Source organism: Alienimonas californiensis (assembly GCF_007743815.1).
Taxonomy (GTDB): domain Bacteria; phylum Planctomycetota; class Planctomycetia; order Planctomycetales; family Planctomycetaceae; genus Alienimonas; species Alienimonas californiensis.
Genome location: NZ_CP036265.1, coordinates 3736663 through 3760106 on the forward strand (window position 1 = coordinate 3736663; position 23444 = coordinate 3760106).

Annotated in this window: 22 protein-coding genes; 16 read left to right on the top strand and 6 right to left on the bottom strand. The window is 72.0% G+C overall.

The features are described from left to right. Positions 1-22: 22 nt before the first annotated feature. Genes ispD through CA12_RS14715 form a run of 3 tightly spaced genes read left to right on the top strand, consistent with a single transcriptional unit; the run spans position 23 to position 3584 of the window. Positions 23-802, top strand: coding sequence for a 2-C-methyl-D-erythritol 4-phosphate cytidylyltransferase (gene ispD, locus CA12_RS14705; protein ID WP_165700775.1), 780 nt, complete (start codon positions 23-25; stop codon positions 800-802). Beyond that, a complete protein-coding gene (locus tag CA12_RS14710; protein WP_145359795.1) occupies positions 795-2711 on the top strand; it encodes a zinc ribbon domain-containing protein in 1917 nt (638 codons plus the stop codon). The genes ispD and CA12_RS14710 overlap by 8 nt, the downstream gene beginning before the upstream one ends. A 30-nt stretch (positions 2712-2741) precedes the next feature. Beyond that, on the top strand, positions 2742-3584 hold the full coding sequence (locus CA12_RS14715; protein WP_145359796.1) for a hypothetical protein: 843 nt from the start codon (positions 2742-2744) through the stop codon (positions 3582-3584). Between the two features lie 30 nt (positions 3585-3614). Here CA12_RS14715 and CA12_RS14720 read toward each other — a convergent pair whose 3' ends face one another. After that, positions 3615-4121: an Hsp20/alpha crystallin family protein gene (locus tag CA12_RS14720; RefSeq protein WP_165700776.1), complete on the bottom strand. Its 507-nt coding sequence runs from the start codon at positions 4119-4121 to the stop codon at positions 3615-3617. Positions 4122-4307: 186 nt separating this feature from the next. Here CA12_RS14720 and coaD point away from each other — a divergent pair, with 186 nt between their 5' ends. Together coaD and CA12_RS14730 are read left to right on the top strand one after the other, a co-directional pair. Beyond that, complete coding sequence (coaD, locus tag CA12_RS14725; RefSeq protein WP_145359798.1) at positions 4308-4835, top strand: pantetheine-phosphate adenylyltransferase; 528 nt, start codon at positions 4308-4310, stop codon at positions 4833-4835. A gap of 117 nt (positions 4836-4952) precedes the next feature. After that, positions 4953-5543, top strand: a complete 591-nt coding sequence (locus CA12_RS14730; RefSeq protein ID WP_145359799.1) for a thioredoxin family protein — start codon at positions 4953-4955, stop codon at positions 5541-5543. 37 nt (positions 5544-5580) lie between these two features. Here the strand turns inward: CA12_RS14730 and CA12_RS14735 are convergent, their stop codons facing one another. Continuing rightward, the gene (locus CA12_RS14735) at positions 5581-6651 is read right to left on the bottom strand and encodes a protein arginine kinase (RefSeq protein ID WP_145359800.1); all 1071 of its coding nucleotides are present in this window, start codon (positions 6649-6651) and stop codon (positions 5581-5583) included. A gap of 200 nt (positions 6652-6851) precedes the next feature. Here CA12_RS14735 and trpE point away from each other — a divergent pair, with 200 nt between their 5' ends. Then, positions 6852-8462, top strand: coding sequence for an anthranilate synthase component I (trpE, locus tag CA12_RS14740; protein WP_207622014.1), 1611 nt, complete (start codon positions 6852-6854; stop codon positions 8460-8462). Positions 8463-8479: 17 nt separating this feature from the next. Continuing rightward, on the top strand, positions 8480-9940 hold the full coding sequence (locus CA12_RS14745) for an Nramp family divalent metal transporter (protein WP_145359801.1): 1461 nt from the start codon (positions 8480-8482) through the stop codon (positions 9938-9940). 25 nt (positions 9941-9965) lie between these two features. On the opposite strand, the gene CA12_RS14750 is transcribed toward CA12_RS14745, so the two are convergent. Continuing rightward, positions 9966-10418 carry a TadE/TadG family type IV pilus assembly protein gene (locus CA12_RS14750; RefSeq protein WP_145359802.1) on the bottom strand — a complete coding sequence of 151 codons (453 nt, stop codon included), beginning with the start codon at positions 10416-10418 and terminating at the stop codon, positions 9966-9968. A 149-nt stretch (positions 10419-10567) separates the two neighbouring features. On the opposite strand from CA12_RS14750, the gene CA12_RS14755 reads away from it, so the two are divergent. The 6 genes from CA12_RS14755 to CA12_RS14780 all read left to right on the top strand — a co-directional run bounded on the left by CA12_RS14755 (position 10568) and on the right by CA12_RS14780 (position 16565). Continuing rightward, positions 10568-10915, top strand: a complete 348-nt coding sequence (locus CA12_RS14755; protein WP_145359803.1) for a histidine triad nucleotide-binding protein — start codon at positions 10568-10570, stop codon at positions 10913-10915. After that, positions 10912-12168, top strand: coding sequence for a hypothetical protein (locus tag CA12_RS14760; RefSeq protein ID WP_145359804.1), 1257 nt, complete (start codon positions 10912-10914; stop codon positions 12166-12168). The genes CA12_RS14755 and CA12_RS14760 overlap by 4 nt, the downstream gene beginning before the upstream one ends. Beyond that, positions 12158-13456: a hypothetical protein gene (locus tag CA12_RS14765; RefSeq protein ID WP_145359805.1), complete on the top strand. Its 1299-nt coding sequence runs from the start codon at positions 12158-12160 to the stop codon at positions 13454-13456. The genes CA12_RS14760 and CA12_RS14765 overlap by 11 nt, the downstream gene beginning before the upstream one ends. 108 nt (positions 13457-13564) lie before the next feature. After that, on the top strand, positions 13565-14938 hold the full coding sequence (locus CA12_RS14770) for an MATE family efflux transporter (RefSeq protein WP_145359806.1): 1374 nt from the start codon (positions 13565-13567) through the stop codon (positions 14936-14938). A gap of 53 nt (positions 14939-14991) precedes the next feature. Continuing rightward, complete coding sequence (locus CA12_RS14775; RefSeq protein WP_145359807.1) at positions 14992-15744, top strand: 3-keto-disaccharide hydrolase; 753 nt, start codon at positions 14992-14994, stop codon at positions 15742-15744. A gap of 56 nt (positions 15745-15800) precedes the next feature. Beyond that, the gene (locus tag CA12_RS14780; RefSeq protein WP_145359808.1) at positions 15801-16565 is read left to right on the top strand and encodes a 3-keto-disaccharide hydrolase; all 765 of its coding nucleotides are present in this window, start codon (positions 15801-15803) and stop codon (positions 16563-16565) included. Between the two features lie 81 nt (positions 16566-16646). Here the strand turns inward: CA12_RS14780 and CA12_RS14785 are convergent, their stop codons facing one another. Both CA12_RS14785 and CA12_RS14790 read right to left on the bottom strand, forming a co-directional pair. After that, positions 16647-17270, bottom strand: a complete 624-nt coding sequence (locus CA12_RS14785) for a Maf family protein (protein ID WP_145359809.1) — start codon at positions 17268-17270, stop codon at positions 16647-16649. Continuing rightward, the gene (locus tag CA12_RS14790; RefSeq protein ID WP_145359810.1) at positions 17267-18832 is read right to left on the bottom strand and encodes a transglutaminase-like domain-containing protein; all 1566 of its coding nucleotides are present in this window, start codon (positions 18830-18832) and stop codon (positions 17267-17269) included. The genes CA12_RS14785 and CA12_RS14790 overlap by 4 nt, the downstream gene beginning before the upstream one ends. Positions 18833-19203: 371 nt before the next feature. Here CA12_RS14790 and CA12_RS14795 point away from each other — a divergent pair, with 371 nt between their 5' ends. Beyond that, positions 19204-19884, top strand: coding sequence for a hypothetical protein (locus CA12_RS14795; protein WP_145359811.1), 681 nt, complete (start codon positions 19204-19206; stop codon positions 19882-19884). 103 nt (positions 19885-19987) lie between these two features. On the opposite strand, the gene CA12_RS14800 is transcribed toward CA12_RS14795, so the two are convergent. After that, positions 19988-21556: a trypsin-like peptidase domain-containing protein gene (locus CA12_RS14800; protein ID WP_145359812.1), complete on the bottom strand. Its 1569-nt coding sequence runs from the start codon at positions 21554-21556 to the stop codon at positions 19988-19990. Positions 21557-21929: 373 nt separating this feature from the next. Between CA12_RS14800 and CA12_RS14805 the strand changes: the two genes are divergently transcribed. Together CA12_RS14805 and CA12_RS14810 are read left to right on the top strand one after the other, a co-directional pair. Beyond that, complete coding sequence (locus CA12_RS14805) at positions 21930-22265, top strand: tetratricopeptide repeat protein (protein WP_145359813.1); 336 nt, start codon at positions 21930-21932, stop codon at positions 22263-22265. Between the two features lie 88 nt (positions 22266-22353). Continuing rightward, complete coding sequence (locus tag CA12_RS14810) at positions 22354-23442, top strand: acyl-CoA dehydrogenase family protein (protein ID WP_145359814.1); 1089 nt, start codon at positions 22354-22356, stop codon at positions 23440-23442. Positions 23443-23444: the final 2 nt, after the last annotated feature.

The following is a 23444-nucleotide window of genomic DNA, read 5'->3' on the forward strand; positions in this document are numbered from 1 at the left end:
CCGCTCGCCCCCGCTTCGCATCGTGACCGACCCGACCGTCGCCGTCGTGCTGCCCGCCGCCGGCCGCGGGTCGCGGCTGGGCGGGTCGGTGCGGAAGGCCTACGCGGAACTGGACGGCGTGCCGCTGTGGCGGCGGTCGCTGGAGTTATTCACCGCCCTGCCGCAGGTCGTGCGGGTCGTGCTCGCGGTCGCCCGGGAGGATGTGGAACGCTTCGCGGCGGAGAACCGCGAGGTGTTCGCAGAACTCAATCGGGACGGGGAGCGCGTGCTGGTCGTCGCCGGCGGGGCGGAACGGGTTGATTCGGTCGCTCACGGCATCGAGCGCTGCGGGGACGCGGAACTGATCGCCGTGCACGACGCCGCCCGGCCGCTGGCGCCGCGGGAGGATCTCGCTGCGGTGTTTGCCGCGGCCGCGGAGCAGGGGGCGGCGCTGCTGTGCACGCCGATCGCCAGCACTGTCAAACGGGTGCGGGACGGGCGGGTCGTGGAGACCGTCCCCCGCACCGAGCTGTGGGCCGCCCAGACGCCGCAGGTCGCCCGGGCCGCCTTGATGCGGCGGGCTTTCGCCGGCCGCCACGCCGGTCCCCCGGCCACGGACGAGGCCGAACTGCTCGAGCGGGCCGGCATCCCGGTGGCGGTCGTGCGGGGCTCGGCCCGGAACTTCAAGATCACCACCCCGGCCGACTTCGCCCTCGCCGAAGCTCTCGTCCGGGCGGAGGCCGCCTCGCCCGCCGAGGCCGGAGCGGCCGCCGAACCCGTTCATCGCTCACCCCTCGCTCGCGGGAGCGCCGCCCGTGCCTGACCAACCCGTGTCCGGCCAGCCGTCCGGCCAGCCGTTTCGCCTGCCGTGCCCGAAGTGCGGGTCGGTCCTCAAGCTGCGCGACCGCCGCGTGCTGGGGAAGATCGGCAAGTGCCCCAGTTGCGGGCACAAGTTCAAACTGGAGGAGCCGGAGCCGGTGGTCGAGTTGGAACTCGACGACAGCCCCGCCGGCGTGACGTTCGACGCCGCCGACCCCGCCCCGGCCGTGCCGCCGGTCGGCCCGGCGGTAGGGGCTCCCGCGACCGCCTTTGCGGCGCCGGCGCTCGCTGCGGCGGAGCCGGAGGGCTCCGTGCTCAAACAGCGCCGCCGCAGCAAGAAGCGGAACCGCACGCCGGAGATCGTCGTCGGCGTGCTCTCCGCCCTGGGGCTGGGGGCGGTGGCGTACTTCGGCAGTCAGGCGTTGAACGACGACGGCGGCGCCCCGCGGCAGGCCTCGGCGGAGGTGCAGGAAGAACGCGCCGCCCAGCGGGTGCGGGAAACGACCGGCTTCGAAGCGACCGCCGGGGCGGCCTCCGCGCTGCCGGCGGGAGCTTCCCAGGTGGAGCCGATCACCCTGCGGGCGATGCCGGCGGGGGTCTCGATGCTGGTCCACATGCGGCCGGCGGAGCTGTGGGGGCCGAAGTGGCAGGCGACCCGCGACGCCACCGGCCCGCTCGCCCCCTGGGCCGCCGCGGCACTGGAGGAACTCACCGGCTACCCGCCGCAGGCGATGGCGGAATGCACCGTCGGCTGGGTGATGGGGCCGCGGGGCAGCCTGCCCAAGCCGGCCGCGGTCTTCACCTTCGTGGAGCCGCCGAAACGCTCCGAGTTGGTGCTGAGCCTGCCCGGCACGCTGACGGAGCAGTACGCGGTCCCGATGCAGATCGACACCGCCCGGCAACGGGCGATCATGGTGCTGAACGACCCGCAGGACCCCGCCGCCCCGCCGATCGGTCTGGCGGTGGCCCCGGCGGAGTACGCCGGGGACCTCGATCCAACCGCCGCCCTGACGGCCCCGGCGGTGGAGGGCCTGCTGTCGGCGACCGATCGCACCGCGCCGCTGACGGTCCTGTTCCAGCCGCTCGATCTAAACATTCACCGGGACACGCTGTTCCCGGAGGCCGTGCGGCCGATGGTCGACGCGATTCACGATTCCTTCGGCGCTTGGACCGAGGCGGTGGCGCTCGGCTACGGCCCGGCGGCGAACGGGCAGGACGTCGCCGTCACCCTGGCGGTCCGGGGGACGACCGACGACGTCGCCAGCACCCTCGGCCGGACGGCGGCGACGGAACTAGAGGAGATGCCGGAGCAGTTGCTCGGCTACGTCCGCACGCTGGTGCCGGCGACGGTGGGCCGGCAGCGGCTGGTCGGCCGGTTGCCGGCGATGCTGGCGGCGACGATCAACGCGCGCGTGGGCGGGACCGAGGGGCGGGTCTACCGGGCCGCGGTTCAGCTGCCGGCCGCGGCCGGGCCGAACCTCGCCCTCGCCTCGCTGCTGACCTGGGAGGCCGGCCTGAGCGGGGTCCGCTCCGCCGACCCGACGACCGTGGCCGCCGCCCCCGTGGACAACGCCACGCTCGCCGAAAAGCTGGACCGGTTGGTGGACGTCGACTTCCGCCGTACCCCGATGCAGGAGGCATTTCTGTTCATCGGGGAGGAGGCGAAGTTTCCGATCGAACTGGACGGCAACGCGATTCGCGACGGCGGCATGACGCAGAACATGACGCAGGAGTTCGCCCTGGGCAAAGTGTCCGCGAAGGACGCGATCGCCCGCATTATGCAGAACCACCCGAAGCTGGCGGCCGTCGCAGACGCGCCGCAGCCGGGCATGTTGCTGATCACGACGTACAAAGCCGCGGTGGCCGCGGGGCAGACGCCGCTCCCGATCGGTCCCGGCCCGCCGGCGGAGTGAACGGCGGAGCCCCATGACCCGCGGAGCCCCATGAGCCGTCCCCCCCTGCGCAAACCGGCGACGCCGGTGCGGCGTCCGCCGCCCGCGGCGTTCCGCTGCCCGGCCTGCGACGAGGCGCTGCGGGTCCGCGGCGACGCCGTCGGCAGCGCCTTCGAATGCCCGGCCTGCGGCGCCGGCCTGCTGATCGGCCGGGACGACGACCGCGAACTGACGGTCCGGCCGATGGGCGGGACAACGGAGCGCCCGGCGCCGCGGTGGCCCTTCTTCCTCGCCGCGTTCGGCGTGGCGTGCGCCGCGACGGCGGGGTGGCTCGTACTCCGCTCCGGACCGGCCGCGGACCCGGCGGAGCGGAGCGAGGAACCGGCGAAGATCATCGCCGCCGATCCGCCCCCGGTCGCTCCGCCCGCGGCTTCCGATCGGCCGCCGGCGGAGCCTCAGCCGGAGCCGCCGCCGATGGCGGTCGACGTCGCTCCGGCGCCCTTGCCGCCGCCCGAACCGCAGCCGACCGCTCCGACGGTGACGCTCGAACCGTACGAACCGGACCCGGTCCGGCCGCCGGCGACGGCTCCCCGGCCGACGGCCGATCTGGCAGTGCGGCGGATCGAACGCCGGCTGGACGCGACGCTGTCCTCCTACCAAATGCCCGCCGCCCGCCCGCTGCGGGAGGCAATCGCCGATCTGGAGGACCTGCTCCGCGAGCGGATCACGATCGAGGCCCGGGCGGAGACGCCGGTGCGGCTCGATCTGCCAGGGCCGCTGACGGTGCGCACGGCGCTGGAGGAACTCGCCGCCGCCGCCGGCCTGCGGGCGGAGATCGACGCCGACGGGGTGCGGCTGGTCCCCGCCGCTCCCCCCGCTTCGCCGTCGCCGTGAGGCGGCGCGAACCCCTGAGCGACGCCGCGACTACTCGACGGCGTTGACCGGGATCGAGTGACTCGGGGCGGCGGCGTTCTTCTTAAGCGTGACGGTCAGCAGACCGTGCTTCAGATCGGCCGACACCCCGGCCGGATCGACGGCGGCGGGCAGGGAGACCGAGCGGGTGAACGTCCCGTGCGGACGCTCGCTCTGAGTCGCGGAGGCGCCGGGCGCCGGCGGGAAGGCCGGCAGCGTGCCGGCGACCGTCAGGATGCTGCCGGACAGGTCCACCGTCACGCCGCCCGGCTTCACCCCGGGCAGGTCCACGCGGACGATCACGGCCTCCGGGGCGTCGGTGACGTCGACGGGCGGGAACATCCCGCGACGCGGCGGCGGCTTGATGCCGACCGTCTCCAGGGCGCGCTCGCCCTGGTTCACCGCGGATTCGACCAGACGTTCCACCTCGGACCGCACCCGGTCCACGGCGGACTGCACCGCGCTGGAGCTGTTGGCGCCCGCGGAGGCGTGGGAGTTGGCGGAGGAGGACGTGTGCATGGTCATGGATCGGCGGGCGAACGACGCGCTGGGGTGGGGATAGGAGGAGATTCGCCGCGACGGCGGCGATCTTCGACCGCCGCAGTCTAATCGGCGGCGTCCCCGCGGCGGGGCGGCGTTACCCTTTCGCTCCCCCGAACTTCCCCCGAACGCCGGCCCGCCCGCAGGCCGGACGCAGGTGTGCCGATGCCCGACGCCCCCCCCGACCACCGGCACGCCGCCTATCTGGGCAGCTTCGACCCGGTCACGCTGGGGCACGAGGACATCATCCGCCGCGGTGCCAAGCTGTTCGATCGCCTGACCGTCGGCGTCGGCATCAACCCGGACAAGCAGCCGCTGTTCACCCCGGCGGAACGCGTCGAACTGGTCCGCGAGGCGCTCGCCGACCTGCCCAACGTCACGGTCGCCACCTTCGACGGGCTGGCGGTGGACTTCGCCCGGGAGATCGGCGCCGCCGCGTTGCTGCGGGGCGTGCGCAGCCTGATGGACATCGAGGCGGAACTGACGATGTCCCTGACGAACCGCACCCTCGCCCCGGAGCTGGAAACGGTGTTCCTGATGGCGCACGAGAACCTCTCGCACGTCTCCAGCAGCCTGATCAAGCAGATCGCCCGCTTCGGCGGCCCGGCGGTCGCGGGGCAACTCCACCAGTTCGTCCCTCCGGCGGTGGTCGGCCCGCTGCTGGAGAAGTACCGGCGGACCGAGGACGCCTGAGGGCAGATCGCAACCGGATGCATGCGTCCGGCTTGGGCCGGGGGATGCCCGGTTGACGGAACGACGCGGCGGCGGTGGTCTAGGGGTTCATCTCGAACCCTGACGAAAGCCCCCCCGATGGTCCGTACCGCTTCCACGATGCTCGAACTGGGCACCGCGGCCCCGCCGTTCTCGCTGCCCGCCGCCGGCTCCGAGGAGACGGTCAGCCTGTCCGACTACGAGGGTCGGCCGCTGCTGGTCATGTTCATCAGCAACCACTGCCCCTACGTGAAGCACCTGCGCAGCGCGCTGGCGGAGTTCGGCAAGGAGTACGAATCGAAGGGGCTGGGCATCGTGGCGATCAGCTCCAACGACGCCGTGGAGTACCCGGACGACAGCTTCGAGAAGATGGCCGAGGAGAAAGCGGCCGTCGGCTACACGTTCCCGTACCTGTACGACGAAGACCAGAGCGTCGCCAAAGCCTACCGGGCCGCCTGCACGCCGGATCTCTTCCTGTTCGACAAGGCTCACAAACTGGCCTACCGCGGGCAGTTCGACGACAGCCGCCCCGGGAACGAGCAGCCGGTGACCGGCGGCGATCTGCGGGCCGCCGCGGAGCAGGTCCTCTCCGGGGCCCCGGTCCCGCCGGACATGCAAAAACCCTCCATCGGCTGCAACATCAAGTGGAAGGACGCCCCGGACTACTTCACCGGCCAGCGGGCGGAATAACTCGAGCGTAACGCCGAGGCCCCGCGGGGCCTCGGCGTTATTGATCCGTGTCCAGTTCCGCGTTTGCGAGCTTGTCGCGGAGGTAGCCGGCGCGGGCGACGTTGCGTTGGGGGGAGGACAGCTCCTGCCCCTTCAATTTCTGGAGGTGGGCCGGCTGCGTGTGGATGAACATCTCGTTCACCGTGGCCGGGTCCAGTTCGTCGATCAGACCGAGGTTCACGCCCAGGCGCAGGGAACTGAGCAGGCCCATCGTCTCGTCGCTGCTGATCGTCTGGGCGCTCTTCAACACCCCGTGCGCCCGAGCGATCTGGTCGTGGAGGCTGCGGCGGTCCTGCCGCACCAACGCCTTTCGCACCCGGCGTTCGTAGGAGATGATGTTCGGGACGACCTCGGCGACCTTCTCCACGAGTTCGGTCTCGCTCAGGCCGAGCGTCACCTGATTGCTGATCTGGTAGAAGTCGCCCATCGCCTGCGAGCCTTCGCCGTAGAGGCCGCGGACGGCGAGGCGGATTTTTTGCAGGGCCTGGAAAACCTTTTGGATTTCCTTGGTCAGCACCAGCGCCGGGAGGTGCAGCATCACGCTGACCCGCAGGCCGGTGCCGCAGTTGGTGGGGCAGGCGGTGAGGAAGCCGAACTGCTCGTCGAACGCGTACGGCAGTTGGGCCTCGATCGCGTCGTCAATGGCGTCCGCTTTCGCCCAGGCGCCCTTCACGTCGAAGCCGCTGGCGAGCACCTGGATGCGGAGGTGGTCCTCCTCGTTCATCATCACCGAGACGGTTTCGTCCCGGCTGACGGCCACGCCGCGGGGGCCGTCGCCGTCGGCGAGTTCGCGGCTGATCAGTTGCCGTTCGACCAGCAGTTGAGCGTCGATCTCCTCTAATTCTCCCAGATCGAACGGGTGCAGCGTGGGGCTGGCGTCCAGCTCGCCCAGCGTGCCGGAGAGCAGCGAGAACACCTCCGCCTTGGTGGCGTCCTCCGCCCGCACGGGGAAGGGGAACTGGGAGAGGTTGCGGGCCAGCCGGATGCGGCTGGAGACGACGACGTCGCTGTCCGGTCCGGTGCCGCGGAGCCACTCGCCGCTGTTGGCGGTCAGGGTGTCCAGATGCACCGGGGCGAGCTTTCGTCGACAACCATCCGCGTTTTGATCACCCCGTCGCGGAGAATGCGGGGGAAGCGGATTCTAGGTGACCCCGGGGGGCGGTCAACGTGAGCGACCCGCAGTCCGGCGGCGTCGTCGTGGGATCGGGGACGCGACGGGGCGGCGGCGGACTGGCGTCCTGGGCGGTTCGTCCCGACGATGCCCGCGCCATGCCCGCACCGCACGCCCAACGACATACGCCCAACCGCGAGACGTTCCTCGCCATGGCCGAGGGCGTCGATCAGGTTGAGGACGAAGGCGACCGGACTGTCCTCGTGCCCGTCTTCCGGCGGTTGACGGCGGACGCCCTCACCCCGGTGGCGGCCTATCAGAAGCTCCGCTGGGGCGGGCGGGGATTTTTGTTTGAATCGGTGGTCGGCGGGGAAAAGATCGGCCGGTACAGCTTCGTCGGTGCCGACCCGTTCCTGACGATCGAGGCCCGACCAATTGGGGAGGGGCGGCACGAAGTTACGCTCCGCGGTTCCGACGGCGAGGGCGGAACCTCGGTCCAGACGTTCGAGCGGAAGGACCCGCTCGCCCAGTTGGAGAGCCTGCTGGCGGAGTACCGCATCCTCACGCCGCCCGGGCTGCGACCCGGGGCGTTGCCGGCGTTTCGGGGCGGGGCCGTCGGCTATGCGGGGTACGACACCGTCCGCTACGTCGAACGCCTGCCGAACGCTCCGAAAGACGACCGCGGTCTACCGGACATGCAGTTCGGCCTGTACGACCGGCTGGTGGTCTTTGATCACATTTCGAAGACGATCCTCGTCGTCGCTCATGCCGAGGCGAGCGCCGCCGACCCCGCCGCCAGTTACGACGCGGCCTGCCGAAAGGTCGACGAGGCCGTGCGGCAACTCCAACAGGGGACGGTGGACCTGCCGATCACGGACATCGACCCGGTCGCGGCCGCCCCGGGGCCGGCGCCGGAGAGCAATATGACCCGGGAGGCCTTTGAGGAGGCGGTGCGGCAGGGCAAGGAGTACATCGCCGCCGGGGACGTGTTCCAGTTCGTGCCCAGTCAGCGCTTCCGCCGGGAGACGCACGCCCGGCCGCTGGACATCTACCGGGCCCTGCGGGTGGTGAACCCGAGCCCGTTCATGTTCCTGCTCGACGGGCCGGACTGCACGCTGATCGGGGCGAGTCCGGAGATCATGGTGCGGGTCGAAACCGCCCCCGACGCCACCCCGGAGGATCACAAGCGGGACGTGACGATCCGCCCGCTGGCCGGCACCCGCCGACGGGGGACGACCCCGGCGGAGGACGACGCCCTCGCCGCCGAACTGTTGGCAGACCCCAAGGAGCGGGCGGAGCACGTCATGCTGATCGACCTCGCCCGTAACGACGTCGGCCGGGTGAGCCGGTTCGGCTCGGTCCGGCTGACGGACGTGATGGAGGTCGAGCGCTACAGCCACGTGATGCACCTCACCTCCAACGTCACCGGCACGCTCAAGCCGGGGCTGACGGCGCTGGACGCCCTCCGCAGCGGCCTGCCCGCCGGCACGGTGTCCGGGGCACCGAAGGTGCGGGCCATGGAGATCATCGACGAACTCGAACCGCACCGCCGCGGGCCGTACGGCGGGGCCGTGGGCTACGTGGACTTCGGCGGCGACATGGACGTCTGCATCGCCCTGCGGACGATGGTGATGATCGGCCAGACCGTCGACGTGCAGGCCGGCTGCGGGGTCGTCGCCGACAGCGATCCGAGCCTCGAATACGAGGAGACGGTGCACAAAGCCCGGGCCCTGCTGCGGGCGATCGACGTGGCGGAGGGGCAGCTATGAGTTCCGTAGGGTCCGCTGTGCGGACCGAATCGAGCGATTCGGCGGTCCGCACAGCGGACCCTACAGAACCGCCGACGACGCTGCTCGGCACGCTGAAGCACCTGGGGCCGGGGGTGATCATCGCCGGGGCGATCGTGGGCAGCGGAGAGCTGTTCGCCACAACCGGGACCGGGGCGCGGGTGGGGATCGGGCTGCTCTGGCTGATCCTGCTGGGGTGCGCGATCAAGGTGTTCGTGCAGGTGGAACTCGGCCGGGCGGCGGTGGCGACGGGGCGGACGACGCTCGATCTGCTCAACCGCGTCCCCGGCCCCCGAGTGCCCACCGGCGCCCGGTTCTCCGATGGGACGGCGCGGGCGGTGAACTGGGTCGTCCTGCTGTGGGCGGCGATGATGCTCACCCAGCTCGGGCAGGTCGGCGGGCTGGCCGGCGGCGTGGGGCAGGCGATGCACCTCGCGCTGCCGGGCCTGGGAGAACATGGCCCGGCGCTGTGGGCGACGCTCGCCGGCATCCTGACCGCGGCGCTGCTGTGGGGCGGGCGGTATCGGCTGATTCAGGCCCTCTCCGCCGTGCTGGTCGCGGCGTTCACGGCCCTGACGGTGGGCAACGCCGTCGCCCTGCAATCCACCCCGGAGTTCGCCCTGCCGACCGGCGACCTGCTGGCCGGGCTGAACCCGCTGAACGACCTCGTCGACGCCCCGGACGCCGTGTTCATCGCCCTCGCCGCGTTCGGGCTGATCGGCGTGGGAGCGACGGAGCTGGTCGCCTACCCCTACTGGTGTCTGGAGAAGGGATATGCTCGCTTCGCCGGCGTCCGGCCGAACGAAGCGTCTGCGGAGACCCCGGCCTGGACGGCCCGGGCGAAGGGCTGGATGCGGGTGATGCGGGCGGACGCCTTCGCGGCGCTGGTCGTCTACACCGTCAGCACGGTGGCGTTCTACCTGATCGGGGCGGCAGTCCTGCACCCGACCGGCGTGCACCCGCAGGGGAGCGAGACGATCTCGGCCCTCGCCTCCGCCTACGAGCCGGTCTTCGGGAAGGAGGCCGGTTGGCTGTTCCTCGCCGGGGCGGTGGCGGTGCTGTACTCGACGCTGCTGATCGCCACCGCCGCGAACGCCCGGATGTGGGCCGACGGCGCCCGCGTCGCCGGTTGGTTGCGGGACGACGAGGGAACGTATCGCTTCGCGGTGAAGATTCTGTCCGTGCTGCTGACGGCGATCAGCGTGGGGCTGTTCGTCTTCGTCAGTTCCGACCCGGTGCTGCTGGTCGTGATCGGCGGGGTCGCCCAGAGCCTGCTGCTCCCCGTGCTGGGGGTCGCCGCCCTTTGGATGCGATTCCGCGTCGCCCCGCCGGGCCTGCGGCCGGGGGCGGTCTGGACCGCCTGCCTGTTCCTCAGCGTCGCGGGGCTGGCGCTGGCGGGGGCCTTCGGCGGGTACACCGCGGCGATGAAGCTCATCGAGTGGCTGAACGCCGCCGTTTGAGGGAGGAACGTCTCCCCGACCGGCGTCACTCGTGCCGCATCGTGGCTTCGCCGCGGAAGCTCTCGCCGCCCAGCCAGCGGAGCATGCCCCAACTGGCCTCGTCCCAGGGCACGGTGACCCGCACCGTGACGCGGTCGCCGCTCTCGGCGTCGACGACGCTCTGCGGGGCGGCGCCCTCGCGGTTCGGGCCGGAACTCACCGTGATCTCCACGCCCACGTGCTCCGCCGGGACGTCCGCGGCGTTCTGCAGGAAGGTCGTGACGTGCTCGCGGACCTCGTCGTCGTCGCTGCCGTAGAGGATCGCCTGGCGGGCGCCCTCGCGGGCGGCGTTCGTCACCAACTGGCCGACCATCATCGCCCGGCCGAACTCCACGATCGCCAGGATGGCCAGGAAAAAGATCGGCAGCACGACCGCCGCCTCGACCAGCGCCGCCCCGCGGCGGCGACGTGTGCGATGAGGGTGTGACAGGCGGAGCATGCGCGCGGCTTTCAATCGGGGCGACGCTGGAGCCTAGGTCATCCGGCCTGCCTGTAACGCAGAGGGCCGGCCGGCCCTCTGCGTTCTGCGGTTGCGAGGGGGGGCGCAACGAGTTTGCGGGTCGCGCCGCCCGCCGGTACGGTCGCGACATGTCGCACGAACCCACGATCTTCCAGAAGATTCTTGATGGGGAGATCCCCGCGGACGTGGTGCTGGAGACGGAGGACTGCCTCGCCTTCCGCGACGTGAGCCCGAAGGCGCCGGTGCACGTGCTGGTGATCCCCAAGAAGCCGCTGGTGAACCTCGCCGACGCGACGGATGAGGACGCCGCGCTGCTCGGCAAATGTCTGCGGGTCTGCGACGCGGTGGCGAAACAGGAGGGCTGCGGCGAGGCCTACCGGGTGGTCGCGAACACCGGCGTCGGGGCCGGGCAGAGCGTGTTCCACCTGCACTTCCACGTGATGGGCGGCCGGGACCTCGGCTGGCCGCCGGGGTGAGCGACGGCCCGCCCCCGCCAGTCCCCGGCTCCCGCATCGAGGTCGTGGAGCGTGACGAACGGCTCGTGCTGCGCATCCCCGCCGGGGGACCTCGGGCCCGTTCGATCTTCTGGTTCGCGCTCTTTTGGAACGCCCTCTCGTGGGCGGTGGCCGGGACCTTCTGGGGCGTGGCCGTGGCGAACGGCGTCGACTGGAACCTCAAGCCGGCCGGGGGGCAGGACGGGCCGGTGCCGTGGTTCGTGCTGCCCCTCGTCGGGCTGTTCCCGGCCATCGGCGTCGGGCTGGTGATTTGGTGGTCGAAGCTGCGATTTACCCACACGCTGCTGTTCGCCGCCCCGGCCACGGGCGGCGAACCCGCCACGGTCGCGGTGCGGACGGAGTGGTTCGGCCGGGAGCGCACCCGCACGATTCGCCTCGAACCCGGGGACCGGGCGGAGCTGGAGGTCGCCTACGAGGAGAACGACAGGCCCCGCTACCGGGTGCGGGTCGGGCCGCAAGAGGAGAAGGACCGCACGCTGGCCTTTGGGACGGCGTGGGCGGACGACGAGGTGCGCTGGGTCGCGGAGTCGATCAACCAGACCCTCGGCGTGGAGGCGGAGCGCTTCCCTGACGACGCGCCCGGCGCCCCGCCCCGCACGGCGCCCGTCGCGGCCGACGCGAATGCCGATCACCCGCACGTCCGGACCGGGCTCGACGCCCGCGGGCGGTCGATCGTGGAGGCCCGCTGCTGGCCCGGCTGGCCGCCGGGGAAGCGGACGCTGGCGGCCTTCATGACCGTGTCCGCCCTCGCCTGGTGGGCCGCCCTGATCTTCATCGCGGTGCGGGCCTTGCCGGACGCCGGGCAGGCGGGCGGGCGGGACCTGGTGGGTTTCCTGTTCCTCGTGCCGTTCGCCCTGGTGGGAATGATGATCATCAGCGTGCCGGTCGCCGTTTGCCGGGCGTCGGTGCGGACGACGATCGCGGAGGAGGGGCTGATCCTGCGATGGGGCGTGGGACTGCTGCGGTACACCTACCGCGTGCCGCGGGAGCGGATCTCGGCGGTGGTGGTGTGGGAGAACTTCGGCACGGTCCGGGACGCCCGGGGCAGCCGGCCGGTGACGGTCGCCGCCGTCCGGGTCGATCCGCCGGTCAAATTGGGATCGCACGTGCCGCTGAGCCTCGGCGGGGGCCGTGAGGTGGCCGAGGACGTCGCCGGGCTGGTGCGACACCGCCTCGAATCGACCGGCTGGAGGCCGGTCCCCGATGGCCTCTGAGCCCGCCCCGCCGACGCCGATCCGCCCCGCCGCGCCGCCGCTGAACGGCGCCGTTTTCGAGGCGTCATTCGGCCCGTCGCCGGCCTCACGCCCGCTGGCGTTCTGCGGGGCGCTCGCCGCCCTCGCGGCCGCGGGGTTCGGTCTGCTGTTTCTGATCGAGGCAGGGCTGGGGATGCGGGCGCGGGGGTTGGCCACCCTGGGCGAACTGGCGCAGGGGCTGGCCTGTTCGGCCGTTCCGCTACTCCTCTTGAGCGTTCACCTCTGGGAGTTCCGGCTCGAACTGGCCCGCAGTTGGTTCCGCGTCACGCCGGAGAGGCTCGAATGGGAGTGCGTCTGGTGGGGCGTGCGGCGGTTCGGGACGGTGGAGATCCTGCCGGGCGACGGGCTGCTGGACGAACCCGGCCCGTGGTTCGGGGAGGAAACCAAGGCGGCGGTCTCCGCGATCGTCGGCGGCAAGACGACGCCCCTCACCCGACGCCTGAGCGGCGAGGACGGCGCCCGGGTGCGGGCCGGCGTGGCGGGGGTCCTGGGCGTCCTCCCCGCCGGCCGGCCGGTCGGGCCGTGGCTGGCGCCGGCCGATCCGCAGGCCCCGCCGCACCCGCTGGTGCGGGTCCACCACGATGGGCGGGGCCGACCGGCCGTCATAACGCCGCTGGACGCCCGGCGGGGGTGGGGGCGTCGGGTCTTTGTGGCGCTCGGTGTGGCGTTGGCGTCTGCGATTCCGACTTTCTGGTGGGAACGGCGGTCGGAATGGGAGCCGGCCACGCTTGGGTCGTCATTCGGGTGGTCCGTCTGGGCAGCGGCCGGGCTGATCACGGGAGCCGCGGTCGCGGCGGCGCCGTGGGCCACGAGGCAGGTCGCGTTCCGGCGAGCCTGCAGCGTCGGCCCCCGCTGGCTGCGGGGGGAGGACCGACTGCTCGTCCGCACGGGCTGGGGCCGGCTGCGGTTCGGCCGGTCGGTTCGAGCCTCCGCCGTGTGCGACGTGGCGACGGCGCTCCACCTGCCGGCGCCGTGGGGATTGCCGCAGGCTCATGCGAAGATTTCCGGGTTGGAGGCGTTTCGCTGCCGACGGAACCCGGGGGCGGTCCTGGTTCACCCGGCCCGCTGGGCGCCCGCGGGGCGAACGGAACGGGCGCTGACCGGCCGCGCCCCCCGAGACCGTCCCGAGGCGTTCGCCGCCGCGGCGGCCGGAGCGGTGAAGGCGATGCTGATCGCCGAGGGCTGGCAGCCGCAGCCGCGGCAAGACTGGCGATTCGGCGTCTTCGAGGACGATCCCGCCGCCCCATGACGCGGCCGCCGCCGGCCCCTCGCCTACCATCGCCGCGTGAATTCCCCGTCCGACGCCCCCCGCTCCCCAAAGCCCCGGCGGGAGCGGCGCGGGAAGCGACTCGGGTCGATGCCGTTGCACGCCGCGGTGCTGACGCTGGCCTGGCCGGTGCTGGGGGAGCAGATTCTGGGGTTCGGGGTCGGGCTGTTCGATACCTGGCTCAGCGGGCGGATCAGCTCCGGGGCGACGGCGGCGGTGGGGCTGGCGGCGTACGTCGCCTGGCTGGCGACAATGCTGTTCGGCGTGGTCAGCGTCGGCGCCACCGCGATCGTCGCCCGTCACTGGGGCGCCGGCGAGACCGCCCGGGCCAACGCCGTGGCGAACCGCGTGCTCGGTCTGGGACTGATCGCGGGGGGCCTCTACTACGCCCTGATCTGGCCGCTCGCCCCGTACTTCGCCGCGGGGCTGCGGTTGGAGGGGGAAACGTTCGACATCGCCGTCCGCTACCTGCGGATCGACGGGCTGGGGCAGGTGATCACCGCGATGAGCCTCGCCGGGTTCGCCGCCCTGCGGGGGGCCGGGGATATGACCACGCCGCTGATCCTCGGGGCGGGGATGAACCTGCTGAACGCCGCCGCCAGTTGGGCGTTCGTCTACGGCGTGGAGGCGATCGGCCTGCCGGCGTGCGGGGCGAACGGGATCGTGTACGGCACCGTCGCGGCCCGCACCTTCGGCGGGTTGGCCCTGTTGGCGACGCTGGCCAGCGGTTCGACCCGACTCCGGCTGCTCGCCGCGGAGCTGCTGCCGGACCGTGCGACCACCGCCCGCGTGCTGAAGATCGGTCTGCCGGCCGCGGTCGACGGGGCGATCCGCTGGGCCGGTCACTTCGTGTTCCTGGCCCTGATCGCCGGCCTGCCCCTCACTGCGGCAGCGGGGGTGGGCTCGGCGGCGGATGACGACGGGGAGACGACCTTCGCCGCCCACATCGTCGCGGTGCGGCTGGAGGCGATCACGTATCTCCCGTCGGTCGCGTGGGGGGCGGCGGCGGCGACGATCGTGGGGCAGAGCCTCGGGGCGAAGCGGCTGCGGCGGGCGAAGGCCGTCGGGCACGTCGCCGCGGGGCAGTGCGCGGCGCTGGGGGCACTCATCAGCGCCCTGTTCCTGCTGGCCGCGGAGCCGCTGGTGGGCTTCATGCACCTCGACCCAGCGGTGCGGGCCGAGGCCGCCCCGGCGCTGCGGGCGCTGGCCCTCTGCCAGATCCCGCTGACCGGCAGCATCGTCTACGTCACCGCGTTGCGGGGGGCGGGGGAGACGCGCGTCCCGCTGCTGCTCACGCTGGCGGGGATGTACGGCCTGCGGTTGCCGCTGGCGTGGGTCGGCGGCGTGTGGCTGGGCTGGGGGCTGCCGGGGGCGTATCTGGGGATGTTCGGCGACGTCGCGTTCCGGGCGACGGCGGGGGGGATCTGGTACCGCGTCGGCGGGTGGTGGCGGAAGGAGGTCTGACTCGCCACATTGGATGCGTTCGCCCTTCCCGTTGTCGTTTGAGGCCCCGTCCGATGCTTCGTTCCCGCGTGTTGCTCTCCGGCCTGTGCGTTCCGCTGCTCGCCGCGACCGCGGTCGGCTTTCAGGAATGGAAAAGCGGCATCAAGTGGGAGGAGCCGAAGGTCGTCACCCCCGGCGAGACCGCCGCGGACCCGCCCTCGGACGCGATCATCCTGTTCGGCGGCACCGATTTGTCGGCGTGGGAAGGCGCCGACAAATGGAAGATCGAGCACGGCGTCGCCACGGTGAACGGCGGCACGATTAAGACGAAGCAGTCGTTCGGCGACTGCCAGGTGCATCTGGAGTTCCGCAGCCCCGCCGAGGTGAAAGGCAGCGGGCAGGGCCGCGGCAACAGCGGGCTGCACCTGATGGAGCAGTACGAGGTGCAGATCCTCGACTCCTACGACAACACCACCTACTACGACGGGCAGGCCTCCTCAATCTACAAGCAGAGCCCGCCGCTGGTGAACGCCTCCCGCCCGCCGGGCACCTGGCAGACCTACGACATCCTCTTTGAAGCCCCGAAATTCGACGAGCACGGCGCGCTCGTCCGGCCGGCGTACGTCACCGTGCTGCACAACGGCGTCGCCACGCAGGTGCATCAGGAGATCCTCGGCGGCACCGCCTGGCACAAGCCGCCCAGCTACGACAGCAAGGCGGAGAAGGCCCCGATGACCCTCCAGTGGCACAACAACCCGGTCAGCTTTCGCAACATCTGGGTGCGCGAGTTGGAACTGGACCGCGGCGAGCAGTACCCGGACGCCTGACGCCCGACCGCCGTTCGCTCCGTTTCCTGCCGCACCTTCTGACAGAAGCTCCGCCGATGTTCCGTCGCTCCACACTGCTCGCCGGCCTGTGCCTCCCGGCGCTCGCCGCCACCGCGGTCGGCTTTCAGGAGTGGAAAAGCGGGATCGAGTGGAAGGAGCCGGCGATCGTTACGCCCGGCGAGACCGCGGTCGCTCCGCCCTCGGACGCGATTATCCTGTTCGGCGGGACGGACCTCTCCGCCTTCAACGGCGGCGAGAAGTGGGAGGTGAAGCACGGCGTCGCCACCGCCGGCGGCGGGACCATCTCCACGAAGCAGAAGTTCGGCGACGTCCAGGTTCATCTCGAGTTCCGCAGCCCCCTGGAGGTGGAGGGCCAGGGGCAGGGCCGCGGCAACAGCGGGCTGTACCTGATGAACCGTTACGAGGTGCAGATCATGGACTCGTACGAGAACCAGACGCAGTTCGACAGTCAGGCCGCGGCTCTCTACAAGCAGTCCCCGCCGCTGGTGAACGCCTGCCGCCCGCCGGGCGCCTGGCAGACCTACGACGTGCTGTTCGAGGCCCCGCGGTTCGACGAGAACGGCGTCGTCGTCCGCCCGGCCTACGCGACCGTGATCCACAACGGCGTCGCCGTGCAGGTGCGGAAACAACTGAACGGCGCCACCGCCCGCAACCCGCGGCTCGGCAAGCGGCACGTCTACGAGGCGCACCCGCTGAAGGAGTCGTTCAACCTCCAGTGGCACGGCGACAAAGTCAGCTTCCGCAACATCTGGGTGCGCGAGTTGGAGCTGGATCGCGGCGAGACGTACCCGGACGCCTGATCCGGTTCGCCGTCGCCGTTAGGCGGCGAGATTCCAGAGCGACGCGCGCCGCCTAGCGGCGACGGCGAAGCGGGGGGAGCCTCAAGGGAGGTCGTGCCCCGCGTCTCGCAGCCACGCGGCGACGGTGAGCAGCGGGAGGCCGATGACGGCGGTCCAGTCGGCGGCGTCGATCCGCTCGAACAGCGCCAGTCCGCCGGGCTCTTCGAGCTTGAAGCTGCCGGCGCAGTTGACCGGGTTCACCTTCGCCACGTAGGCCCGCAAGCGGTCGTCGGAGAGCGGGTGCAGGACGAGGTCGGACCGCACCACGGTCGCCCGCCGCCGCTCGCCGGGGCCGGCGAGGGCGACGCCGCAGAACAGGCTCAGCCCGCCGTCGCGGGCGGCGATCAACTGGGCCAGTGCCCGCTCCGGCGTGCCGGGCTTGGAGACGATCTCGCCCCCCGCCACCGCGACCTGATCGCTGCCGAGGCAGGCGGCCTGCGGGTTTCGCTCCGCCACCGCCTCCGCCTTCAACACGGCGAGACGTTCGGCGAGGGCGGCGGGGTCCGCCGGTTTCGATATGGACAGGGCCGCCGTCACCGCCTCCTCGTCGACACCGGGCGACTGCTGCGTGTACGACACGCCGAGGCGGTCCAGCAGCATGGCCCGGTAGGGCGAGGTGCTGGCGAGGATCAGCGGCGGCGGGGCAGGTGGTTCGGCCCCGCTCATTTCGACTCGACGACTGTCACGGTCAGACGGCCGATCACTTCCAGCATCGGCAGGAAACTGGCGACCGGGGAGGCGTCGTCGTCACTCAGGTCGCTGCGGCCGAGCAGCAGGTGCCCGCCGCCGATCGCCCCGCCGGTGATCGTCGGGTCCAGCGGCACCCACAGCGCCTCGGCCGGGCCGGCGGGGCCGTCGGCGTCCAGCAGGGCCTCGACCCACATGTGCCCGCCCATCTGCCCGCGGCCGGGGATCGTCACCAGTCCCACGCAGACCCGGCTGGGCACGCCGCGGGCCCGCAGCATCGCGGCGCACAGCACGCTGTGCTCCGTGCAGTCGCCGGAAAGGTTCTCCGCGACCTCCGCGGCGCTGGCCAGGGCGGTGCTGAAGTTCTTGTCCGTCAGCACCCGGCTCACGTACTCCGCACAGCCCTCGGCAATCCGCCCGGCGGAGGCGTCCTCCGGGGCCGCGGCCTTCGCGTGTTCGATCACCCGCGGATCGTCGCTCTGCAGGTAGCGGGTCGACTTGAGCAGGTCCGGGGCGACCCCCGCGGTCGCCTCCCGCATGACCGGCAGACCGACCACCGTGATCTTGGCCTGTTCGCCGGTCCCCTTCAGGGGCTCGACCTGTTGGGAAGCCGTCGACAGAAACAGCTTCGTCGCCTCGGCCCCCTCGACGGTCACCCGGTAGACGACCTGCTGCGTGCTGTGGACGTTCGGCACCACGTCCACGGCGACGAGGGTGTCGAAGCCCATGTCGGCGCCCTTATTGAAGACGGCCCGCACGGCTTCCTCCTGGCTCACCTCGTAGGTCAGCAGCTTCTGGCCGAGGAAGTCCATCGACTCGAACACCGACTCGCCCTCCTCGTCCACGTACAGCGTGGTCGGGAAGGGCAGCACGTCCTGGGCGACCGTCACCACCGTGAGCGAACGGCGTTCGCCCGTCGGCGTGACGACCGGCTCCGCGGCGGCGGCCTTTGTCAGCGTGACGGTGCCCACCTTTCCCAGTTCCGGGAAGTACGTTTTGAAGCTGAGCGGCTTCCCCGGCGTGAGGGCGTCGCCGGTGAGCACGTCGTCGAGGTAGGCGGGGCTTTTCAGGTCGGCCGGCAAGTCGACGTCACGGGTGGACTCCTTGCCGCCGACGGTCGTGGTGAGGTGCAGCACGTCGCCCTCGCGGACGCCGACGGCCCGCGTCGGGGCGGCGCCGGGGTTCTTGGTGACGAGGGTGAACCCCCGCAGAGCGCCGTCGGCGGACTCCGTCGTCTCCAACTCGACCGTCATCGCGATCGACTGGCCGAACCGCTGGAACTCCATGCTGGTCTCTTGCTCCGTCCGCGTGCCGGCGTTCGGGCCGTCGCCGAGGGGAGCGGTCGTGGTGCGGGTCCAGCCGATCTTCTCCCCGCCGAGCGTGAGGACGGACCAGGCGGTCTCCCCCGCGGGGTTCAGCTCACTGCCCGCCGGGGCGACCGGGGCGGACTCCTCCTGGGCCGGGGCGAACTGTGCCGGGAGGCCCAGGGCGGCGGCGGCGAGCGACAGCGCCGCGAAGGGCGGGAGGGCGAAACGAAGCATGCGGTACCGAACGGACGGGCGGCGGGGGCCGGAATCCTACCGGGAGCGGGCGCCGGCGGGGAGATGAGCGGTTCCGGTGGGGCACGCCGGCGAGGGCGGGCTTGCGGGCGGGGGCGAGGTGTGCGGGCTGCTCCGACCGCGCGGGGCGGCGGAGCGGGTTCCGTGCGGGCGCGGAGGGAAACTTCGCGCCGGCGCCCCGGACGCGGGGTAGGTTCGTTCGCGACCGCGGCGATTCGCTCCCGTCCCAGCCGGGCGGGAGGGAATCGACCGCAGGTCGCCGCCGCTGAGGAGGACGCGGCCGCCGGACGGCATCGGGTTCCTGACGAACCCCCGTCGGTCCGGCTCCCCGCCTCCCCCCGCCCGACGCCGGCATGAGTTTCCTCACCGAATTCCTGAAAACCCGCGGCGGCGGCCCCGACGCCTCCGCTCCCAGCAGCTTCGGCGGGCTTTCCGACGAGCAGCTGGAACGGCACCTGAAGGTCGCCAAGTACGGCGACTTCACGCTGACCGACGCCGTCCGCCCCGCCTACGACCTGCGGGTCGTCCCGAAGGCCGGCTATCGCCGCGATCACTTCGTGGACAGCGCCAGCGGCGTGCGGGTGCCGGTCCTGATGGCCTCCGCCAGCCGGGAGGTCCTGTTCGAGGTGTTCCTCGATCTGCTCGACCCGCTGGGGGACGAGGTGGACGTGGTCCTCGAAAGCAGCCACTCCGCGGGGAAGAGCGGCCACCGGGACCTGGTCCGCGAGGGCATCGACCTGCCGGTGCTCAAGAGCGCCCTGTACGACTTCGAGGAGGAGATCCTCGACGACGGCTGCCTCGGCATCGCCGTGCTGAACGCCAAGGTCCCGCTGGAGGTCCAGTTCGACGAGCACAAGCTGCTCGTGATGTACGGCCAGGACCTGTTCGAGTTCGAAAAGGTCCTGTTCGAACACCGCCTGACCCGGGACGACGGCATGAAGTTCGTCACCGAGGCCGAGCACGTGCACAGCAGCACGGACGAACTCGCCGAGGCGTTCTCGAAGCTGTCGTACGAGATCAGCGCCGAGGCGTAAGCCGCGAGTGTGAACCGCGAGAGCCGCGACCGTCAGGGAGCGCGGGAACCGGCCGTCGGTCGGACCCGCACGGCGCTGCCTGACGGTCGCGGCTCTTTCGGTCCTATTCCTCGTCCAGCTTGAGGAAGGTGTAGAGCCGGTCGCCGCCGCGGAGGATGTCGCAGCGGAGCATCTTCACGCCGTCGTCGGCGGCGAGGTTGAGGATGTAGGCGAAGTCCGCGGGGATCAGCGTGCTGAAGTCGTGCAGGCCCAGCAGGATGTCGCCGGTTTTGATCAGCGCCCGGTCGGCCGGGCCGCCGGAGCGGACCTCGGCGACGCGGTAGCCGCCCTTGTAGCCGAACTCCGCCAGCCGTTCGCCCGGGGCGGCGGCCACCCGTTCCACCTTGCAGCCGGAGCGGGCCTCGAACCGTTGCACCGCGTCGTCCGCGGTCGCCCTCTTCGCGGTCAGTTCCGCCTTGCCGGGCAGCTCCACCGTCCGCACCGCGGCGGTGCGGGCGGCGATCTGCCGCGTCTGGCTCGGTGCCTGGGCGACGGCCCGGCCGGCGCCCGGCAGGCTCAGGGCGACCGGCACCCGGCTCCCGTCCCGCAGGACGGTCAGCGTCACCGTTTCGCCGGGCCGCACGCCCAGCAGGGCCCGCTCGAAGTCGGCGGCGTCCTCGACCGGGGTGCGGCCGACCCGTTCCACCACGTCGCCGCGGTTCAGCCCGCCCTGGCCGTCCGCCCCGCGGCCCGCCGGGCTGCGGGGATCGACCCGGGCCACCACCGCCTGCTTGGTCTCGGGCGTTTTGCGGTCGGAGAACAGGGCCCCGTGGGTGCGGTTCTCCAGCCGTTCGACGCTCATCAACTGGGCCAGCACCTCGCGGGCGTCGTCGATGGGGATGGCGAACCCGATCCGCTGGGCGCCGGCCCGGATGGCGACGTTGATGCCGATCACCTCGCCCCGCACGTTGATCAGCGGCCCGCCGCTGTTCCCCGGGTTGATGCTGGCGTCGGTCTGAATGAGGTTCCGGTAGCTCTGCGTCTCCGTGACTTCCACGTCGCGGAACAACTGGGAGATGATGCCCTTGGAGACGGTGTGTTCGTAGCCGAAGGCGTTGCCGATGGCGATGACCGTTTCGCCCCGCATCAGGTCGCAGCTGGTGCCCAGCGGCATCACGGGGAGGTTGTCGGCGTCGATCTTCACCAGCGCCAGGTCGTGCTGCGGATCGACCGACAGCGTGCGGGCCACGTAGCTGGCGCCGGATTCGTCCGTCGCCCGCAGGCTCTCCACCCCGTCGACGACGTGGTGGTTGGTGAGCAGATACCCCCGCGGATCGACCACGATCGCCGTGCCCATCCCGTTCACCTTGCGGGGCTTGCGGGAGCCGAAGACGGGCTCGTCGTCGTACGTCGTTTTGACGGAATGCAGGTTCAGCACGCTCGGCGCCGCCCGCCGCACGGCCGCGACCGTGGGGGAGATGCGGGAGACGGCGGCGTAGTCCGGCGTCTGGGCACTGCTCCGCGGCGCTCCGCAGAGCAACGCCAACAGGGTGAGGTAGGCGGCGACGCCGACGCGGGACGTCGCGATTCCGACGGCGCTCGCCGGGGCGGACCCGCAGGCGACAGTCCCGACGGCGCCGGTCCCAAAGGGAGCGGAGCCGCACGCGGCGAGCGGTGAATCGGTGTGAATCATGCGACGCTCGCCGGGGCGCGGTGCCGCCCCCATCCTGCGCGACCGCCGCGGAGAAGGGGGTGAGGCGTGGGTGTCCATTCCGTGCGGGAGGCCGCAATCCGGCTTCCCGCCGGGCCTCCTTCGACGGTTCGTCAAACCCCCCTTGACGCCCCGCGTACAGTCCCGCACAGATTCCCGGAGCCGTTCCGTGCCACCCCGCACGGCCGTTACGGGCGGCGCGGAAACTGCGCAACCCAAGCGATGCGCCGCCCTCCGCAAGGCCCCCGATCCGCCTCCCCCGGGGCGTCGCGGGGGCGATCGGCGGGAGCCCCGTGGGAGGCGAAGGAGCCCCGGGCGGGTACACTCCCCCGCCCGAACCAACGCTCGCTGCGCCATGTCCGACCCCCAATCGCCGCCCGCCGCGCCCACCCGCCGGCAGAAGCTCGAACGCCTGCTCGCCGACGACCCCGGCGACGCGTTCCTCCGCTATTCCCTCGCGCTCGAACTGGCCAAAACCGACGAGGCCGCCGCCCTGCGGGAGTTCGACCGCGTGATCGCGGAGCACCCGGACTACGTGCCGGCCTACTTCATGAAGGGCCAGACCCTCGCCCGGGCCGACCGGGACGACGAGGCCCGCGAGACCCTGACGGCCGGCGTCGAGGTCGCGATCCGGACCGGCGACGACCACGCCGCCGGCGAGATGAGCGGCTTCTTAGAGACCCTGGGCTGAGGCGAGCGCGGGGGCGTCAGCCCCCCGCGTCCGTCCCGGCCCGCGAACACACGGAGGGCTGACGCCCCCGCTCGCCTTCGAGTTCGAAATGCTTTCCCCCGAACTGCTCGCCGACCTCCGCCAGCTCGCTGAGGAGCAGGAACGCGCCGGCTGGTCCGAGCCCGGCCGCGGGTGCGAGGCGGCCTGGGCTCTGATGGCCCGGGCCGGGGTGCTCGGGTGGGTGATCCCGGAACGGTTCGGCGGGTCGGACCTGCCGGCGCCGGAGGTGATGGCCGGGTACGAGCAACTCGCGGCCGCGAACCTGTGCGCGACGTTCGTCCTGACCCAGTTCAACGCCGCCGCCGCCCGCATCGCAGAGTGCGACAACGAAGATCTCAAGGCCCGATCTCTGCCCGGGATGGCGGCCGGCAGGACGACGGCGACCGTCGGCATCAGCCACCTCACCACCTCCCGCCGTCACACCGGCCGGCCGATGGTGCGGGCTGAGCCGGCCTTCGGGACTGGGTGGACCGGCCACCGGCTGACGGGCACGCTGCCGTGGTGCACGAACGCGGGGTTCGCCGACCTGATCCTCGTCGGCGCCGAGCGACCCGACGGCCGGCAACTCCTCGCCGTTATCAACGGGACCGACGATCCCGCCGTCCAGGACCACGCCTGTCCGGAACTGCTGGCCCTGTCCGCCAGCCGCACCGCCGAGGTGACGCTGGACGGCGTGGACGTGCCGGACACCGACCTTGTCGCCGGGCCGGTGGAAGAGGTGATGAGGCAGGGCGCCGGCGGGACCGGCTCGGTCGGCACCAGCGCCCTCGCCGTCGGCCACGCCGCCGGCTCCCTGCGGGGGCTCGTCGCGGAGGCGGAGAAGCGGCCGGAGTTGGGGGAAACGCTCGAACCGCTCCAGCGGGAGCGGGCGAAGCTGTCGGCGGACATCCAGACGATCGCCGCGGCCTCTTCGCCGGAGGAACTGCCGGAGGGTCTGAACGCCCAGACGGTTCGCGCCCGGGCCAACTCGCTCTGCCTCCGCAGCGCCCAGGCGTACCTCACGGCCAGCAAGGGGGCCGGCTTCGTCGCCGGCCACCCCGCCGGTCGATTCGTGCGGGAAGCGATGTTCTTCCAAGTTTGGAGCTGCCCCGCCCCCGTCGCCGCCGCCGCCCTGCGCGAGTTCGCCTGCGGCCTCTGATC

Bases quoted from the DNA above. Each gene is read 5' to 3' on its own strand.
- CA12_RS14715 (WP_145359796.1), top strand. From the start codon at position 2,742: ATGAGCCGTCCCCCCCTGCGCAAACCGGCGACGCCGGTGCGGCGTCCG.
- CA12_RS14720 (WP_165700776.1), bottom strand. From the start codon at position 4,121: ATGCACACGTCCTCCTCCGCCAACTCCCACGCCTCCGCGGGCGCCAAC.
- coaD (WP_145359798.1), top strand. From the start codon at position 4,308: ATGCCCGACGCCCCCCCCGACCACCGGCACGCCGCCTATCTGGGCAGC.
- CA12_RS14730 (WP_145359799.1), top strand. From the start codon at position 4,953: ATGGTCCGTACCGCTTCCACGATGCTCGAACTGGGCACCGCGGCCCCG.
- trpE (WP_207622014.1), top strand. From the start codon at position 6,852: ATGCCCGCACCGCACGCCCAACGACATACGCCCAACCGCGAGACGTTC.
- CA12_RS14750 (WP_145359802.1), bottom strand. From the start codon at position 10,418: ATGCTCCGCCTGTCACACCCTCATCGCACACGTCGCCGCCGCGGGGCG.
- CA12_RS14755 (WP_145359803.1), top strand. From the start codon at position 10,568: ATGTCGCACGAACCCACGATCTTCCAGAAGATTCTTGATGGGGAGATC.
- CA12_RS14765 (WP_145359805.1), top strand. From the start codon at position 12,158: ATGGCCTCTGAGCCCGCCCCGCCGACGCCGATCCGCCCCGCCGCGCCG.
- CA12_RS14770 (WP_145359806.1), top strand. From the start codon at position 13,565: ATGCCGTTGCACGCCGCGGTGCTGACGCTGGCCTGGCCGGTGCTGGGG.
- CA12_RS14775 (WP_145359807.1), top strand. From the start codon at position 14,992: ATGCTTCGTTCCCGCGTGTTGCTCTCCGGCCTGTGCGTTCCGCTGCTC.
- CA12_RS14780 (WP_145359808.1), top strand. From the start codon at position 15,801: ATGTTCCGTCGCTCCACACTGCTCGCCGGCCTGTGCCTCCCGGCGCTC.
- CA12_RS14785 (WP_145359809.1), bottom strand. From the start codon at position 17,270: ATGAGCGGGGCCGAACCACCTGCCCCGCCGCCGCTGATCCTCGCCAGC.
- CA12_RS14790 (WP_145359810.1), bottom strand. From the start codon at position 18,832: ATGCTTCGTTTCGCCCTCCCGCCCTTCGCGGCGCTGTCGCTCGCCGCC.
- CA12_RS14795 (WP_145359811.1), top strand. From the start codon at position 19,204: ATGAGTTTCCTCACCGAATTCCTGAAAACCCGCGGCGGCGGCCCCGAC.
- CA12_RS14800 (WP_145359812.1), bottom strand. From the start codon at position 21,556: ATGATTCACACCGATTCACCGCTCGCCGCGTGCGGCTCCGCTCCCTTT.
- CA12_RS14805 (WP_145359813.1), top strand. From the start codon at position 21,930: ATGTCCGACCCCCAATCGCCGCCCGCCGCGCCCACCCGCCGGCAGAAG.
- CA12_RS14810 (WP_145359814.1), top strand. From the start codon at position 22,354: ATGCTTTCCCCCGAACTGCTCGCCGACCTCCGCCAGCTCGCTGAGGAG.